Raw genomic sequence first — 14,973 nt, forward strand, 5'->3', positions numbered from 1 at the left:
CAAAATAACACGAACAAGGGATGTCCCCTGTCATATTCATGACTTATAGGACATCCCTTTCTTTTTTTATGCTCTCGATCAATGTGCTCTAGTCCATTTAGTGATCAATGAGATGCATCAGTTGAGGGAGAGGTGTGCGAGGCTTGGGCATAGGCTGATCTTCAGCGTTAAAATACCCCATGTGAAGTGTACCTACTATTTTTTCCTCTGATGTCACACCAATGGCTTCACAGAATAGTGGACTTTCGTTGAAAGGACTTGTCTTCCATACGACCCCAATCTGTTGTTCCCAGGCGAGCAACTGTATGTTCTGGATCAGTGTCGAGGTTGCAGCAAAAGCCTCTTCCCACGCTTTGGAGGGCAGGTTGGCTGTCATAACCACAACCAGATGCACAGGTGTCTGTGAACAATAGGCCGCTCTGATTTGTTGTCCGTACTTTGCTACAAATTCAGGATTGCGTGTACTCAATACAGCGCTTGCGAATGTTTCTCTGCCCTCATTCATAAACAGGATGAAGCGCCAAGGTTCCTTTTTGGAGTGAAAAGGGGCCCAGATCGCGTCCTCCAGAATCTCATGAATCGTTTCCAAGGGAATGGGTAGACCATTAAATTCCTGAATCGTACGTCGTTCGATCACGGCTTGCCTAAGACTTGTTTTGGGTTTCATCATGTCCCTCTATAACTCGAAGGAAGCAGCGATCTCATCAATAATTTTGCTAAGACCGATGGGACCGTATCCTGCAAACCACAGGTTGGCATCACCGATATATACATGATCGTTCTGGACTGCATTCAGATTGGACCAGATGGATGTATCCATGATGTTATTAAGCACAACCTTGTTTTCTTCCCCTGGACGAAGAATGATAAACAGTCGATCCGGGTTCAGATCAGGCAGAATTTCCTCGGAAATTGCCACATTCCATGATCCCTGGAAATCTACACTGTCTACTGAAGCAGGGGTTAATCCCAGCGCACCAAACAGAGTGAAGTTATCATCAGGTTTAATCAACTGAAGCTGTTTGTCCTGCACGCGCATGTAGGCCACCGTTTCGTCTTTGGCTTTTACGGCAAGCTCATCATGGGTTTGGGTCACTTTGGCATCATAGGCATCTTTGACCGCTTGGGCTTCTTTTTCTTTGCCAAGAACGGTTGCCGTTTCCATGAATCGCTCCCAGTCTCCTTTTTCTTCATTATCAAAAAGGATCGTTGGAGCAATCTTGGAGAGCTGCTCATAGTTTGCTTCATTTAACGTTTTGGAGGCCAGAATGAGATCCGGCTCAGCCTGGAGCAATGCTTCAAAATTGGGAGACTCGCCGGAACCTACGGCAGTGGTATCTTTCATCTGATCTGCCAGATATTCAGGGAATCCCAGATCGTTATACGTTACCATGGCTGTCGGTTCAATGCCGAGAGCGAGTAATTGGTCAGCAAAGACGTAGAGCATACCCGCAATTTTCTTGGGTTCAGCAGGAATTTCGATATCCCCTTTGATCGTAGAAATGGTGCGTGTATTCTCACTTCCCTGTTCAGCGGTTGATGGCTCTGCCCCATTGGATTCGGGTGAAGCGGAGTTCCCGCTGTTCTGGGAAGTCCCACAGCCTGCAAGCATGCTGCATAGAAGAAGAACGGTTATAAGGAATCGTCCTGATTTGAAAAAGGTAGAGAAGCGTTGGTTGTTAGGTAAAGACACGTTGTACACACCCTTTGACTGATTTTGATTATCATTATCAAAATAATTATAGGTGTATTCCAAATCGTAATCCATGGATATTCCTGTTTAATGCATGGACGTTTGGCTCAGGAACAATTGATTAACCCGATTCAGAAACAGATCATGGGCCAACGAAGTATAACAGGAGTACGGGGAGGAATCTCCTAATTCATAGACTTGATTGGTACGAACCGCCTCCCATTGCTGCCAGATTGAATTTTGCATAAGCGACGCTACAGTGTGCGTACGCTCTTCTGCGTGACCACTTGTAAACAGAATGAAGTGTTCAATATCAGACTGAACCAGCTGTTCCAGTGACATTAATCGGGAATGGGATACGTGGTTTAGGGCTTGGGGTACGGATAACTGCAAATCATCATAGAGTACCGTACCCAGATTACGGTTGCCGTAGACCCGGAACTGTCCATCCTCGTATTGCGCAACAGCCACAGGACGGTCATCCATGGCATGATGTATGCTGGAGATTTTTCGTTTGATCGATAGTTCATAACGTTCCAGCCATTCCTCGGCAGCTGTTATTTTACCCACAGATTGAGCAATGGAATACATCTGTTTACGCCAATCTCCTGCAAAAGATACGGTACAAGTGGAGGCAATATGCCGGAATAATTCGGCTTTTTTGGGCTCTTCATAATCGGTACCTTCATACCCGATGATCAGTTCCGGGTGTGCGTTCATTAATAGTTCCAGATCAGGCTGATCACTGCCCACTTGAATCACATTTTTGAATTCATATGATGTTCTATGAGCCGGATTAATCAGTGCCGCATAAGGCTCAATACCAAGGGCAAGCAGATGTCCCGTATATGGATGGGCAAGTGAAGCGATACGTGTTACGGAGCGATGCTTTTTAATATAGACCATGGGAGATAATCCGGTGGTTGCTTTGAATTTTCGGCTGAAATAGAATTCATCCTCATACCCGACCTGGTGGGCTGTTTGTTTGATGGTGTTGTCCGAGGCAAGCAGCAGATCACCTGCTTCCCGGATACGTACGGCGTTCAAATATTCGATCGGGCCTTGTCCAAACATTTTCTTGAACAATCTGGAATAACGGGTGACACTCAATCCAGCTAGTTCAGCCAGTTTTTCGCGTGTGAAGTTCTCCTGATAATGTGTATTGATATATTTTTGGCTCTGCCTTACCCCTTCAATCGCGGTAGCTTCCTGGGATTTTTGCTTCTTTTGCTTCAATAGGAGAAGACACAGTTCCTGAAAGAGGATCTGACGTGCCATTCCAGCCCACGGATCTTCCTTTTGCTCACCTTCATGGATTTGAATGGCGAGAACGGGAGCTGAGGGAACAACAGCGGCAATGAATTCAAGATGTGGATCAATAACTCGCTGCATGTTGCCATCCAGTTCTTCGTTGTAGACATTGTAGGTTAAGGTGACACATTCAAAATTATGCTGTACCTCGGTAGCTGCGATACAGGTGTGAGAAGGCGGGACGGAAAGGACTTGAGGGGCGCATAGGGAGATGATTTTGTCTTCGACTTTGACAGTTAAGCTCCCTTTGATCACCACAAGCAGCGTATGATGTGGACGGGATGGAAAGGACACTTGTTCTGCATTGTTGTCGACACGCCGGGCGTCAATGAGCCTATATAAAAGATTCGTGAGTTTCATCTGATCTTCTCCTGACTGCTATGAATGTACATACTATACTGCTGCTTATAAAAGTTATCTATATCAAAACGTAATGCACTTCTGGTTCAGCAGCTTCATGAATTGATCCAGCGCACTGCTGACATACCGATCCTCACCGCGGACAAAGGTTGTCGTGGTATGAGTATAGCGATCAGCCAGATCAAATACGGAGAATTCATCCGGTTTCTTGTGAATAACGTTGCACGGCATAATGGTAAAAGCAATTCCAGACTCCACACAGCTGAGCAGGTTTTCCATCGTACTCACTTCGATGATATTACGTGCGGACAGTCCCTCTTCCTGCAAAAATTCTTCGGTCATTTCACGATACGGACAGCCCTCGGGGAAAACAACCCACGAAACTTGGCACAGACTTTCGGGTGGTGTATCCATCCGCTTGGAGATGATATGAACCGTGTCTTGCATCTCATATTCCACCTTCAGACCTTCTTTCACGCAAGCACCACTGATAAAAGCACCATCAATCTCATAGTCCTGTATTTTCTTGCGCAGTACTTTGGGTGAAGTGGCGTTGACGAGTGAGATGGACACCTTCGGGTAGGTTATTTGATATTCATTCAGGATCTCCATAAAGCGGCTGGATGCCGCCGTTTCCACAATGCCGATTTTCAGCGTGCCAGAAGGTTCCCCGGGATCGGTCATATCCTGCTTCAGATCGTGCAAAAGGTTGTGAATGCGCGTGGCGTACTCAATAAATTGTTCTCCTTTGGAGGTCAGCACAACGCCTTTGGGAAATCGATTAAACAGCTGTATCTGATATTCCTGCTCCAGTTTTTTGATGCGTGTAGTGACATTGGATTGCGCGTAATTCAGTTCTTTGGCGGCCTGTGAGATTTTGCCTGAACGTGCCACCGCGAGAACAATATCGATATCGGAAAGTTCCATGCTATGTCCTCCTGAACGTGGATTATCTTCAATTGCTTCTGCAGATTCTGATGTTAGGTATCTCTCTAAGAGATACATCTATATATTTCAATCATTTTACGATATATCAGAGCCGCCTTACAATATCCCTAATGACGAAGAGAGTAGGGATATGACATGGATAACATGAATACACGTTCAACATTATTAAGCCCGGTGACGATTCATCAGTGGCAATTAAGGAACCGAATTGTGATGGCGCCGTTGACCCGAGGATTTGCTGATGATCAGGAGGGGACCGTGACGGATGAGATGGTGGCGTATTATGAGCAGCGTGCGCGAGATGGTGTGGGGCTGATCATTACCGAGGGCATTAACCCGAATCTGGCAGGCAAAGGGACTTACGGCATCCCTGGTTTATATACAGATGAACAGACGATTTCTTGGAAAAGGGTAACGGATGCTGTCCACAGTCATGGCGGCACGATTATTGCTCAACTATGGCATGTCGGCAGGTTGTCCCACTCCGATCTGATCGGAACCGCTCCACTGGCACCCTCCAGCCTTGCGGCAGAAGGAAGAGTGCATAAGCTGCATAAGCCGTATCAGGTTCCCCAAGCGATGAGTGCACAGGATATAGCGGATACAATTGAACATTTTCAGACGGCCGCCCACAATGCGGTTCTGGCAGGGTTCGACGGGATCGAGCTGCATGCTGCGCATGGGTATCTGATCGACCAGTTTATTAATGAGAAGACCAACCACAGAACAGATGAATATGGAGGAGACACTGAGGGCAGATTGCGGTTCCTGCGGGATATTATTGTGGCTGTAAAAAAAGAGATCCCTGTGGATCGCATATCGGTACGATTCTCTGAGAAAAAGGATGATGATGCATCCTATGCTTGGGTAGAAAAAGCTGGAATGATCGATGCATATCTGAACTTATTCCGCGAGACGGGAATAACAATCTTGCATCCCTCAACAGATCATTATGCGAAAGCGTGGGATGGTGAGCAGTCCTTTCACGAGCGGATTCGAAGTCAGTGGGATGGAATCATCATTGGTGTGGGGGATCTGGATGTTCAGACTGCGGAGTACGCTATTGGCAAGGGAAGTATAGATCTGGCTGCGTTCGGCAGACCGTTTATCGCAAACCCTGATCTGGTGCGTAAATTGAATGCTGGTGAGCAATTGGTCGAGTATGATGCGACTACGCATCTGCCCGTGTTGGTGTAAAAGAGAAAATCGAGTAAGAGAAGAAATCGAAAAAATGAAAGAACACTACTGACATACTGTTGGCAAGAGCGGTCTTGTATGATCAAGATATACCAAATGAAGTTGAGGTTATTTACATGACTTATGACGAAACGAATAACCTAAACAACCCCATATATAAAGGAGGACATTACATTATGTCAGCAATTGGACCGGATTTCATTTCACTTCAAGTGAGCAATCTTGAAGGCTCTGCCGAATTCTATCAAAACTATCTCGGACTGGTACGCTCACAGGCGGGACCACCTCATGCGGTGGTCTTTGAAACAAAACCTATTGCATTTGCTCTACGTGACCTATTGCCGGGAACCGAACTTGGTTCAGGTACTCAGCCGGGACTTGGTATCGCTCTGTGGCTTCATACCCCGGATACGCAAGAAATACACGACAAGCTTGTTGCAGCAGGCGTAAAGATTACATCTGCACCAATAGATGGACCATTCGGGAGAACCTTTACATTTGCCGACCCAGACGGGTACCAAGTTACCCTTCACAGTAAAGCCTAATACGCTAATGTATCCATCTAATAATAGTGATAACTTCCTGTCACAGGGAGCCAATCGATGATTACAACATGAAGGGCAGAAGCTGATCTTAGAGATCACTCTGCCCTTCTTTACATATGAAAGAATCGTTATAGAGGTTGTTCTCGGTACTGAAAAACGCCCTTTTTGAACACGCACTTATAGATGATTGCTGGCGACGGTAGCTTTCTTTTCCGTAAAGTAATACACCAAAGCGAGCAGCGGCATGATTAGGCCAATCAGCGTTGCGAGACTCCAGCCTCCGTTAGCATAAGACCAGCTTCCAAGAGATGAACCGATCGCACCGCCGACAAAAAATATCGACATGAATATGCCATTCACGCGTCCTCTCGCTTCACTTCCTAACGAATAGATGATGCGTTGACCCAGCACCAGATTTCCCGAGACAGCCATATCCAGTGTGATTGCGACGATCACAAGCAGGATCAATGAAAACGTGGAGTGGCTCTGGAACGCATAAGCAAGACCGAATGAAGCAGCAGCGATCACCATGGCAGCACCCGTCAGAATACGCGTTAGTCCGCGATCGGCCAGTCTCCCGGCAATGGGAGCGGCAATAGCACCTCCGACACCAGCCAGAGCGAACCAGGCAATGCCTTGCTGTGACATACCAAAATTGTTAGCCAGTCTGAGCGGAACCGTGGTCCAGAACAGGCTGAAAGCACCAAACAGACTGGCCTGATAGAACGCCCGGCGGCGCAGTAGCGGCATCGTTCTGAACAGTGTGCCCAAGGACACGATCAACTGCCCGTATTTCAAGGTGGGTTCAGGCTGACGAGCAGGAAGAGCACGTGACAGAAGGAGCATTAGAAGTGCTATAACAATGGCGGAGAATACAAAGATCGTCTGCCATCCGAAGAGGCTGGTGATGAAGCTTGCGACAGGACGAGCCAGCATGATGCCCAGTAGCAACCCACTCATTACATTGCCAACGACCCGCCCACGTTGTTCCTCGGATGTAAGATACGTCGCATAGGGCACCAGAATCTGAGCGACAACAGAACCTATGCCAATGAACAGAGAGGCAGTCAGAAATACAACAGCCGTGGGCGAGAAAGCCGCAGCAATCAGGGCAACGACCAGTGCGATGAGGAAAAGCACGACCAGACGCCGATTCTCGGTAATGTCACTGAGTGGCACGATGAACAACAAACCAATGACATAGCCAATCTGTGTTAACGTCACAATTAATCCGGCAGCGGCAGAAGACAGACCCGTTGTCATGCTAATCGGGCCGATAACGGTCTGAGCATAATACAGGTTCGCCACAATCAATCCACAAGCCGATGCCAATAAGAAAATAATCCAGGTAGGCACAGGTGCCTGCTTCACTTGCTGTCTCATATCCATCGTAATCATCCTCCAGAGTTTAAAATTTGTATTCCCTATAAACAGTTAATATTAAAAGTGTTAATTACTAAACGGTGTGTTCACTAATTACAAACATATAATAAACTAAACGTATAGTATTTTAAATAGGCGCTACATAATTCTAATGAAATTTTAAATGAAAACGAAAAGGTAAGCGGAGGATGGAATTGTGTGTACTCATCGCTGTTTAGTATAATGAACGTATCGTTTTTATGAATATTACTGATGATGCTATATATGATTTGCATCCAGGAGGGCTCAAGATGACTGCCAAAAGAGGACGTCCGCGTAACATGGAAACCCAAAATGCCATTCTTACAGCATCGTATGAGTTGTTGTTGGAGCACGGCTTCGGGACAGTTACGATTGAAAAGATTGCTGAACGTGCACAGGTGAGCAAAGCCACCATCTACAAATGGTGGCCGAACAAAGGCGCCGTCATCATGGACGGATATATGTCTGCTGCAACGGCAAGATTGCCAGTACCGGATACAGGCTCGGTATTGGAGGATATACGCATACATGCGAGTAATTTGGTTCGTTTTTTGACCAGTCGGGAAGGAAAGGTGATTACGCAGATTATTGGGGAAGGGCAGTCGGATGAAGGGCTTGCCGAAGAGTACCGCACAAGATACATCCAACCACGTCGGCGTGAAGCTCGGGGAATTCTGGAGAAGGGTGTGGAGCGCGGCGAATTGAAGAGTGGGGTAGACATTGGACTGTACATTGATCTGATCTACGGGCCGGTGTTCTATCGCATGTTAGTGACGGGTGAAGCGATGGATGATGCGTTTGTAGATGTGTTGCTCCGTTCGTTGTTTGAAGGCATTCAGTCCAAGTAGGTACAGGGAGAGCGACGATACAGGTGGGAGGAAGAGGAAAGAGGGCGATTCGTAGGAATCACCCTGAAGGGATCTCGTGTATATTGTACGGGGCAACTAAACCTGAAATATAGGTGAGATGGCTGTGGGCCATGAATCTGTAGTATTAGAGGGAAGGAAGGATGAGTGCTGGGTTAACACCGGGGGTTCATTCCATACCGAACTGGGCAGTTCGCGGCGTAAGACAGGGGCCACTTCCTTGGCAAAACGCTCCACTTGCTCCAGCTGCTCGCTATGCGTCAGTCCATCTACGCTGATACTCAGCACCTGATGTCCGTAAGCGGCATGATAGTCCAGAATTTTCTCAATGACCTGCTCCGGACTGCCGATCAACACAGGACCTCGTGCGATGTTATCCTCCAGATCGGTGAAGGGAGACTGGTTATGCTGGGCGGCAGCAGTGGCATGGAACGCTTCATAATATGGCTTGTAGCGGCGGATGGCTTCTTCACCGGTATCGGCAAGATAGAGACTGCCGGCACCGGAGCCGATCACTGCCTGCTGCGGATCATGACCATAATAATCGAGGCGCTCCCGATAGTGATCAATTAACGCTTTGTATTTGGCCTGAGGGTGAAAAGAGTTCGACGTGAAGAGCGGCTCGCCATATTTGGCAGCGAGTTCGGTCGAGACCGTGCTGGACGCGCTACCATGCCATATCGGGATGGATTGCTGAAGCGGCCTTGGCCAGGTGGTTACTCCCTCAAGAGGAGGGCGATACGTTCCCTGCCAGGTTACATTCTCTTCAGACCACAGCCGTCTTAGCAGATGATAGCGTTCATCTAGTGAATCCCATTGTTGCTCTTCGCTTATGCCGAACAGCGGATAGTGCCGAGGGTCATTGCCTTTCCCGATGATCATCTCCAGCCGTCCGCCCGATAATTGATCCAGTGTGGCATAATCCTCGGCAACCCGGACCGGATCAAGTATACTAAGAACAGTGACGGTGGTTAGTAACCGGATGCGTGTGGTTGCTGCGGCTATTGCGGTTAATACGACAGGTGGCGAGGAAGATAGAAAAGGCGCACCGTGTCGTTCGCCGATTCCATAGGCATCGAATCCCAGTCGTTCAGCCAGCTTCGCTTGCTCTAATATATTGTGGAATTTCTGCTGAGTCGTCAGAGCTTCCCCGGTTACAGCATTAGGCAGATTCATCATGAGACTAAACAAGGCAAATTTCATCTGACCTTCTCCTCGAACTGAATTGATAATAACTGTGTCGTATAATCCTATTGAAATAGTAGGATATGTAAGTTGGATTAAATGTATCATGTTCTCACGAATTCTTCTAATGGATTTTTTCTATAAGCAGGAATATTCAAGCTTCCTTGCAACATGTGAAGGAAATTGCCACGATTTTTATTGACCGCTGTAAAATTTAGGATTAAAATTGTGCTTATCATATAAATTCAAAATTATGGATTTTCATTGTGGAGGTGGGATACATGGAACCTACAACTACGATACGCTCATATATTGAGGACTACATCAGGAAACAGGGATATACCCTGCAGTATTTTGCCGATATATCGGGGGTTAACGCTGGAACGCTTAGTGCGATTATTAAGGGGACTCGGCCCATCGCTATGGCGCAACTGGATCTGATTACCCAAGGCATGAAGCTGGAACAGGGATATTTCTACGAGGTTTATGGGGCTGAATGTTTCGTGGAATCGGCACCCCATTGGAGAAGACTGGAGCCATTCCTGCAGCGCTGTGCTGAATTGGACAAGCTGGAATGTATTCAGAAGGTTATCCAGCAAGTGACGGATGATCGCTCGTATATCTCGGAGTTGTTCGAGATGGCGGAAGGCATGCTTGAGCGTGGACAGACGAAGGCTGCACGGATGTTGTACGAATGTGTGGCGGAATGTGAGAAGTATCAGCACTCGGAGCGTCTAGCCCTCTGCCAGTATCGCATCTTCACGCTATCTCTCGGTCAGGACCAGCATGAGAATCTTCGTGCGGCCGTACATTTTGAACCATATATTAACCGGCTGGATGAGGAACGGCAACTGGATGCGATAAAAGACCTGGCGAATACATACTTGGCTCTAAGATACTGGGACAAGGTATTCACTTTGGCTGAAGATCTAGAGCAGAAGACTAACTTTCTTAACTCGTATAAAAAAAGAAAATTGGAAACTCAAAGAATTACCGCTTATCCTACCTTTGTATATTCCGCATATTCTAATTTGCTGAGGGCAGCAGCATGTGATGGACGGGAAGAATATCCTGAAGCTCTCCGATATACAGAAGCATATTCAAAATTAACACAAATGGATAACCCTAGTGACGAGGAACTTAAATTTATTAATAAATTTAATGGATGGGCCCAGGTCAATAATTATCTATATCGCCTTATGATGGGGGATAAAGAAGTACTTTATTTATATGTTCAGCACATTGAGAAAGACGAAGCTGAGATTTTACCTGCATTGGTCAAAATCATGGAGGCAGCTAATAACCACGATATGGATGTTGATTTTGTTCTCGATAGATTTGATCCATATATAATGATGTATTCTAATACTTATGGTTACGTTGGTAGTTATAATGAACTTATAACCAATGGAAGATACATTCAATTCCTTAAAGAATTAACTATCTATCAACTAGGTAAAGGCAGATTTGAGCAAGGGTTTCAGCATTTATTACATTGTTTAGCTTCAGCTAAAAATATGAAAAACGAATCTGTTGTTATACAATGTGTAGGCTTATTTGAGAGATTTAGAGATAGAGCTTCAACTGAATTGAAGAACAAGTATAGAAACTTAATCGAGGAGGTCTATAGTAATTATGAGAAAAAAAGCAGCTTTAATAGTAGTTTTGTTTAGTGCTGTTTTATTGTTTACACTGTATCCTCAGCCTAGTGCAGGCACTCCAGTGTTGTATAGTACACATACACATGGCGGCGGCGGAGTGTAGTCGTTTCAGGATTCAAGTTTAATGAGCTTAAAAAGGTTTATTTCCTAGTCGGAAGTAAGCCTTTTTGTATTGATAACGTAGTTCTGAAAATACTATTAGCCATAACGAAAAGAGGATTCGCCATTGCAGATTAATATTCAGAAGCTTTATGACAAATATATAACGTTAAACATTCCTAATCCTTCCACTTTAGAGCAGATTCATGATCGACTAACAGAGAAATACTACGCTGAGAAGGTAGATTTAGAAGAGTTTGCTGACTTACGCAACGACCCTTATGCCGGATTCGATCAGGCGATTGCTGCTTACGTATTTAAGGATGAGAGGGGAACTAAGCAATTAATTAGCTTGAACAAGGATGAAGATATCCATGAGCCACTGGAATTTGCATGGATAATCGAATCTACTGTGCGGGGATTTTCTCTTGTATTAAATCTTGAAATCGACGTATTTTATGGGATGGAAGAGAGTGAGATGACTCTTGGCAATCAACGTTTTGAGGAATATCTGATCCTACTCTATTTAACAGGCTACATTGAGTTTGAAAATGATTACTTCATAAATCCATTGCGTGCTCGTTATCGAGAGGGATACAGACTTCGTTATTTTGGCATGCAGAACGGTGATGATAATTATCTATATAAATAGATTACTTTCTGATAAAGTTATTAATTTTTTTGGAGAGAAAGGTACCAAAAACACGTAGGGAAAAAATGATAATATGTCCATGACTCACTTTGGTGTCAATTGATTTGAACTTTCTTGAATACGATATGTAGACATGCTATAAATGTCTTTGCCCACATCTGGTAGAGATGAGCAGAATTCATGTCTCTATGCAAATTGCTTGATGTTGAAAGTATCTCGATGTAAATAAATATTTTATTCTGCAAAGGAATAAAATATGAATTTTTTGGCAATGTATCCTAAAATGTTATACAAAGAGGGGGTGCATGCTATGAGTGAACCGAGGCAGATCAAAGATAAAATCGAACGGAATAGGCAAGAGTTAAGTCGTTTGGCGGAGAATCATGGCATGCAAGACAACAAAGTCCTTCAACAATCGATGGTACTGGATGAACTGATTAATGAGTATAATCGTTTTAAATATAAGACCGGATTTATGAATAGGCAACCGATTGCATAATGCAGTCGGTTGTTTTTAGTTGGAGTATATGGGGTGGAGTAGAATGGGAAAGAGGCTCCGTTCGTTCCAAGCCTAAAGCCAATAGAGCTAATAAAGATAAACAAGACTCCAAAACCACGTAGAAGTGGATTTGGAGTCTTTGGACTGTCTCAATTCATTCGTGCCTCAAGTCGTCTTGCGACAATGGACAGCGCGTAGTTGATGACAAAATATAGTACGGCTGCAAGCAGCAGGGCCGGGATGATGTAATCGAAACTTTGACCGCCAAGGATCTGCACGTTGTGCATCAGCTCCGGCAGGGAGATGATGATCGCCAGTGATGTATCCTTCAGGAGTGAGATGAACTGGCTGACCATCGGCGGAGACATGCGGCGTAGCGCCTGTGGCATGATGATGCCACCGAGAGTCTGCATGTAGCTCAGGCCCGAGGAGCGGGCAGCTTCCACCTGGCCACGCTCAACGGACTTCAGACCGCTACGGACGATCTCAGCGATCATCGCGCCTTCGAACAGACTCAGTCCAACGACCGTGGACCAGAAGACGGACATTTTGATCCCGAGTTGTGGAAGTACGATGTGGATGAAGAAAATGATGAGCAGCAGCGGTAGATTCCGGATCGTATCCACGATCACCGCCACGATCTGAGAAAGAATAGGGATACGGGTAAACCGCAACGTACCCAGCACAGTGCCAAGCACGAAGCTGAATACAATAGATAGCCCTGCTACCTGCAGGGTAATCAGGAATCCTTGAAGCAGGAAACGAAGGTTGGGCCAGGCATAGGCCCCGCTAAAGTCCATATTTTATTAGCCTCCTTCTGTATGCAGGAATGGAATATCCGATATATCGCCCCAAAAATCAACACAACTACAAGTCGATCTGTTACATGGTGACCTGACCTGCTGGTTTGTTCTTCTTTGGTTTGCCCTTGGTGCTACGCGCCTCTGCATCGCTCTGCCCGAACCTGCGCTCCATATAATGCACCAGGAAGCTGAGTGGTAGTGTCAGCACCAGATAGAACAGCGCAACAATGGTGTACACACTTAGCGGCTGGAACGTATCCGAGTTAACGAGGTCGGCAAAATACATGAGATCCATGCCGGCGACGACGGCAAGAATGGATGAGTTTTTGACCAGATTGATAAACTGGTTGCCAATGGACGGCAACACAATCTTGATGGCCTGAGGCAGAATGATCAGGTTCATGGCCTGTACATAGGACAAGCCGGAGGATCTTGCTGCTTCCAGCTGTCCACGCGGCACAGTCTGAATGCCCGCTCGGATCGCTTCAGCAATGAAAGCGGCCGTGTAGATGGTTAGGCCCAGAGTACCGGAGACAAACCCATCCAGCGAAATGCCGAGTGCAGGCAGTCCAAGATAGAAGAAAAATACAACCAGCAGCAGCGGGATGTTTCGGATAAATTCCACAAACCCCGTACCGATCCAGTTCAGCGGTTTTACAGGGGATATCCGAAAAATGGCCAGAATAGCGCCAAGGATAAAGCTGCCGATCAGAGCCATAATGCTCACTTGAATGGTATTCAGGAATCCTTCCAGGAAACGATCCGAGTGTCGCATCAGTACGTTGAAATCCAATGTGCCCATATAGGCGAAGCCTCCGTTCTCCAGATGTAGAAACGGCGATTACGCCTGCTCATGCATCGCATCCAGCAGACGAAGTCGCCGCTTACTCATCATTAATCGGGTTACTCGGGCTTCGCGCCCAGCCATTTCTCATGTAATGTGTCGTATTCCCCGCTGTCTTGCATGCTTTTGAGCAATGTGTTGACCTCTTCGACGAAGGCGGTGTCGCCTTTGCGAATGGCCATACCATAAGGTTCACTTGTGAAATTTCCGCCAACCAGTTGGAAGCTGTTATCCGTCTGTTGCATACCGATGAGGATGATGTTATCTGTGGTCAGCGCTTCGCCTTTACCGGCCTTGAGAGCGGTGAACGCATCCTGATAGTTATCGAATTCAAGCACTTCAGCATCCGGGGCTTTCTCACGAATGTTCTGAGCGGATGTGGAGCCTTTCACCGCGAGCACTTTCACACCGCTAAGGCTTTCCAGGCCAGTAATCGCACTATCATTTTTCACGAGCAGGGACTGCCCTGCTTCAAAGTAAACGTCACTGAAATCCACCTGTTCCTTACGCTCATCCGTAATCGTCATCGTGGCGATAATGATGTCGATGTCTCCATTTTGCAGCATGGGAATACGCGTCTTGGAAGTGACCTCTTTCAGCTCGACCTTCGTTTCATCTCCGAGGATCTGCTTGGCGAGTGCCTTGGCGATATCAATGTCGAACCCTTTAACGTTGCCACTTGCGGGATCTTTCAATCCGAATAGCTTCGTATCATATTTCACGCCAGCAATGAGTTTGCCGCGCTCTTTAATCTGCTCAATCGTGCCTTTCGCCTCAGCATCACCACCACCGCTGGCGGAAGGTGTATCTGTACCTGTACTACAACCTGACAATACAAGCGAGAGAATGAGGACGAGCATAAATGATGGCCATTTCAATAATTTCTTCATGAATAAAGACCCCTTT

15 protein-coding genes are annotated in these 14,973 nt (G+C 46.2%); 6 read left to right on the forward strand and 9 right to left on the reverse strand.

Annotated elements, in window-relative coordinates:
* Nucleotides 1-97 precede the first annotated feature (97 nt).
* The 4 genes from OM416_RS23190 to OM416_RS23205 form a co-directional block, all read right to left on the reverse strand.
* Nucleotides 98-670, reverse strand: coding sequence for a nitroreductase (locus OM416_RS23190; RefSeq protein WP_264933424.1), 573 nt, complete (start codon nt 668-670; stop codon nt 98-100).
* Nucleotides 671-676: 6 nt separating this feature from the next.
* Complete coding sequence (locus OM416_RS23195; RefSeq protein ID WP_264933426.1) at nt 677-1,693, reverse strand: ABC transporter substrate-binding protein; 1,017 nt, start codon at nt 1,691-1,693, stop codon at nt 677-679.
* A gap of 87 nt (nt 1,694-1,780) precedes the next feature.
* Nucleotides 1,781-3,364: an AraC family transcriptional regulator gene (locus tag OM416_RS23200; protein WP_264933428.1), complete on the reverse strand. Its 1,584-nt coding sequence runs from the start codon at nt 3,362-3,364 to the stop codon at nt 1,781-1,783.
* Between the two features lie 63 nt (nt 3,365-3,427).
* Nucleotides 3,428-4,291, reverse strand: coding sequence for a LysR family transcriptional regulator (locus OM416_RS23205; protein ID WP_264933430.1), 864 nt, complete (start codon nt 4,289-4,291; stop codon nt 3,428-3,430).
* 156 nt (nt 4,292-4,447) lie between these two features.
* Between OM416_RS23205 and OM416_RS23210 the strand changes: the two genes are divergently transcribed.
* Both OM416_RS23210 and OM416_RS23215 read left to right on the forward strand, forming a co-directional pair.
* Nucleotides 4,448-5,509: an alkene reductase gene (locus tag OM416_RS23210; RefSeq protein WP_264933432.1), complete on the forward strand. Its 1,062-nt coding sequence runs from the start codon at nt 4,448-4,450 to the stop codon at nt 5,507-5,509.
* 176 nt (nt 5,510-5,685) lie between these two features.
* Nucleotides 5,686-6,054: a VOC family protein gene (locus OM416_RS23215; RefSeq protein ID WP_264933434.1), complete on the forward strand. Its 369-nt coding sequence runs from the start codon at nt 5,686-5,688 to the stop codon at nt 6,052-6,054.
* A 177-nt stretch (nt 6,055-6,231) separates the two neighbouring features.
* Here the strand turns inward: OM416_RS23215 and OM416_RS23220 are convergent, their stop codons facing one another.
* Nucleotides 6,232-7,443, reverse strand: coding sequence for an MFS transporter (locus OM416_RS23220; protein WP_264933436.1), 1,212 nt, complete (start codon nt 7,441-7,443; stop codon nt 6,232-6,234).
* Between the two features lie 284 nt (nt 7,444-7,727).
* Here OM416_RS23220 and OM416_RS23225 point away from each other — a divergent pair, with 284 nt between their 5' ends.
* A complete protein-coding gene (locus OM416_RS23225; RefSeq protein ID WP_264933438.1) occupies nt 7,728-8,306 on the forward strand; it encodes a TetR/AcrR family transcriptional regulator in 579 nt (192 codons plus the stop codon).
* A 96-nt stretch (nt 8,307-8,402) separates the two neighbouring features.
* On the opposite strand, the gene OM416_RS23230 is transcribed toward OM416_RS23225, so the two are convergent.
* Entirely contained in the window at nt 8,403-9,527 is a 1,125-nt protein-coding gene (locus OM416_RS23230; RefSeq protein WP_264933440.1) for an LLM class flavin-dependent oxidoreductase, read from the reverse strand.
* 404 nt (nt 9,528-9,931) lie between these two features.
* Between OM416_RS23230 and OM416_RS23235 the strand changes: the two genes are divergently transcribed.
* From OM416_RS23235 to OM416_RS23245, 3 genes are all read left to right on the forward strand, one after another.
* Nucleotides 9,932-11,182 (forward strand): transcriptional regulator, encoded by a 1,251-nt coding sequence (locus OM416_RS23235; RefSeq protein ID WP_264933442.1) that lies wholly within the window; start codon nt 9,932-9,934, stop codon nt 11,180-11,182.
* A 214-nt stretch (nt 11,183-11,396) separates the two neighbouring features.
* A complete protein-coding gene (locus OM416_RS23240) occupies nt 11,397-11,921 on the forward strand; it encodes a pyruvate kinase (RefSeq protein ID WP_264933444.1) in 525 nt (174 codons plus the stop codon).
* Nucleotides 11,922-12,231: 310 nt separating this feature from the next.
* Nucleotides 12,232-12,420, forward strand: coding sequence for an aspartyl-phosphate phosphatase Spo0E family protein (locus OM416_RS23245; RefSeq protein WP_264933446.1), 189 nt, complete (start codon nt 12,232-12,234; stop codon nt 12,418-12,420).
* Between the two features lie 149 nt (nt 12,421-12,569).
* Here OM416_RS23245 and OM416_RS23250 read toward each other — a convergent pair whose 3' ends face one another.
* From OM416_RS23250 to OM416_RS23260, 3 genes are all read right to left on the reverse strand, one after another.
* On the reverse strand, nt 12,570-13,220 hold the full coding sequence (locus OM416_RS23250) for an amino acid ABC transporter permease (protein ID WP_062837172.1): 651 nt from the start codon (nt 13,218-13,220) through the stop codon (nt 12,570-12,572).
* Nucleotides 13,221-13,302: 82 nt separating this feature from the next.
* Entirely contained in the window at nt 13,303-14,025 is a 723-nt protein-coding gene (locus OM416_RS23255; RefSeq protein ID WP_062837173.1) for an amino acid ABC transporter permease, read from the reverse strand.
* A 101-nt stretch (nt 14,026-14,126) separates the two neighbouring features.
* Nucleotides 14,127-14,957: a transporter substrate-binding domain-containing protein gene (locus tag OM416_RS23260; RefSeq protein ID WP_264933450.1), complete on the reverse strand. Its 831-nt coding sequence runs from the start codon at nt 14,955-14,957 to the stop codon at nt 14,127-14,129.
* Between the last annotated feature and the right edge of the window lie 16 nt (nt 14,958-14,973).

The sequence above is a fragment of the Paenibacillus sp. LS1 genome, assembly GCF_026013365.1.
In the GTDB taxonomy this organism is placed as follows: domain Bacteria; phylum Bacillota; class Bacilli; order Paenibacillales; family Paenibacillaceae; genus Paenibacillus.

Coding starts and splice junctions, on each gene's coding strand:
- OM416_RS23190 (WP_264933424.1), bottom strand. CDS start 670: ATGATGAAACCCAAAACAAGTCTTAGGCAAGCCGTGATCGAACGACGT.
- OM416_RS23200 (WP_264933428.1), bottom strand. CDS start 3,364: ATGAAACTCACGAATCTTTTATATAGGCTCATTGACGCCCGGCGTGTC.
- OM416_RS23205 (WP_264933430.1), bottom strand. CDS start 4,291: ATGGAACTTTCCGATATCGATATTGTTCTCGCGGTGGCACGTTCAGGC.
- OM416_RS23210 (WP_264933432.1), top strand. CDS start 4,448: ATGGATAACATGAATACACGTTCAACATTATTAAGCCCGGTGACGATT.
- OM416_RS23215 (WP_264933434.1), top strand. CDS start 5,686: ATGTCAGCAATTGGACCGGATTTCATTTCACTTCAAGTGAGCAATCTT.
- OM416_RS23220 (WP_264933436.1), bottom strand. CDS start 7,443: ATGGATATGAGACAGCAAGTGAAGCAGGCACCTGTGCCTACCTGGATT.
- OM416_RS23225 (WP_264933438.1), top strand. CDS start 7,728: ATGACTGCCAAAAGAGGACGTCCGCGTAACATGGAAACCCAAAATGCC.
- OM416_RS23230 (WP_264933440.1), bottom strand. CDS start 9,527: ATGAAATTTGCCTTGTTTAGTCTCATGATGAATCTGCCTAATGCTGTA.
- OM416_RS23235 (WP_264933442.1), top strand. CDS start 9,932: ATGGCGCAACTGGATCTGATTACCCAAGGCATGAAGCTGGAACAGGGA.
- OM416_RS23245 (WP_264933446.1), top strand. CDS start 12,232: ATGAGTGAACCGAGGCAGATCAAAGATAAAATCGAACGGAATAGGCAA.
- OM416_RS23250 (WP_062837172.1), bottom strand. CDS start 13,220: ATGGACTTTAGCGGGGCCTATGCCTGGCCCAACCTTCGTTTCCTGCTT.
- OM416_RS23255 (WP_062837173.1), bottom strand. CDS start 14,025: ATGGGCACATTGGATTTCAACGTACTGATGCGACACTCGGATCGTTTC.
- OM416_RS23260 (WP_264933450.1), bottom strand. CDS start 14,957: ATGAAGAAATTATTGAAATGGCCATCATTTATGCTCGTCCTCATTCTC.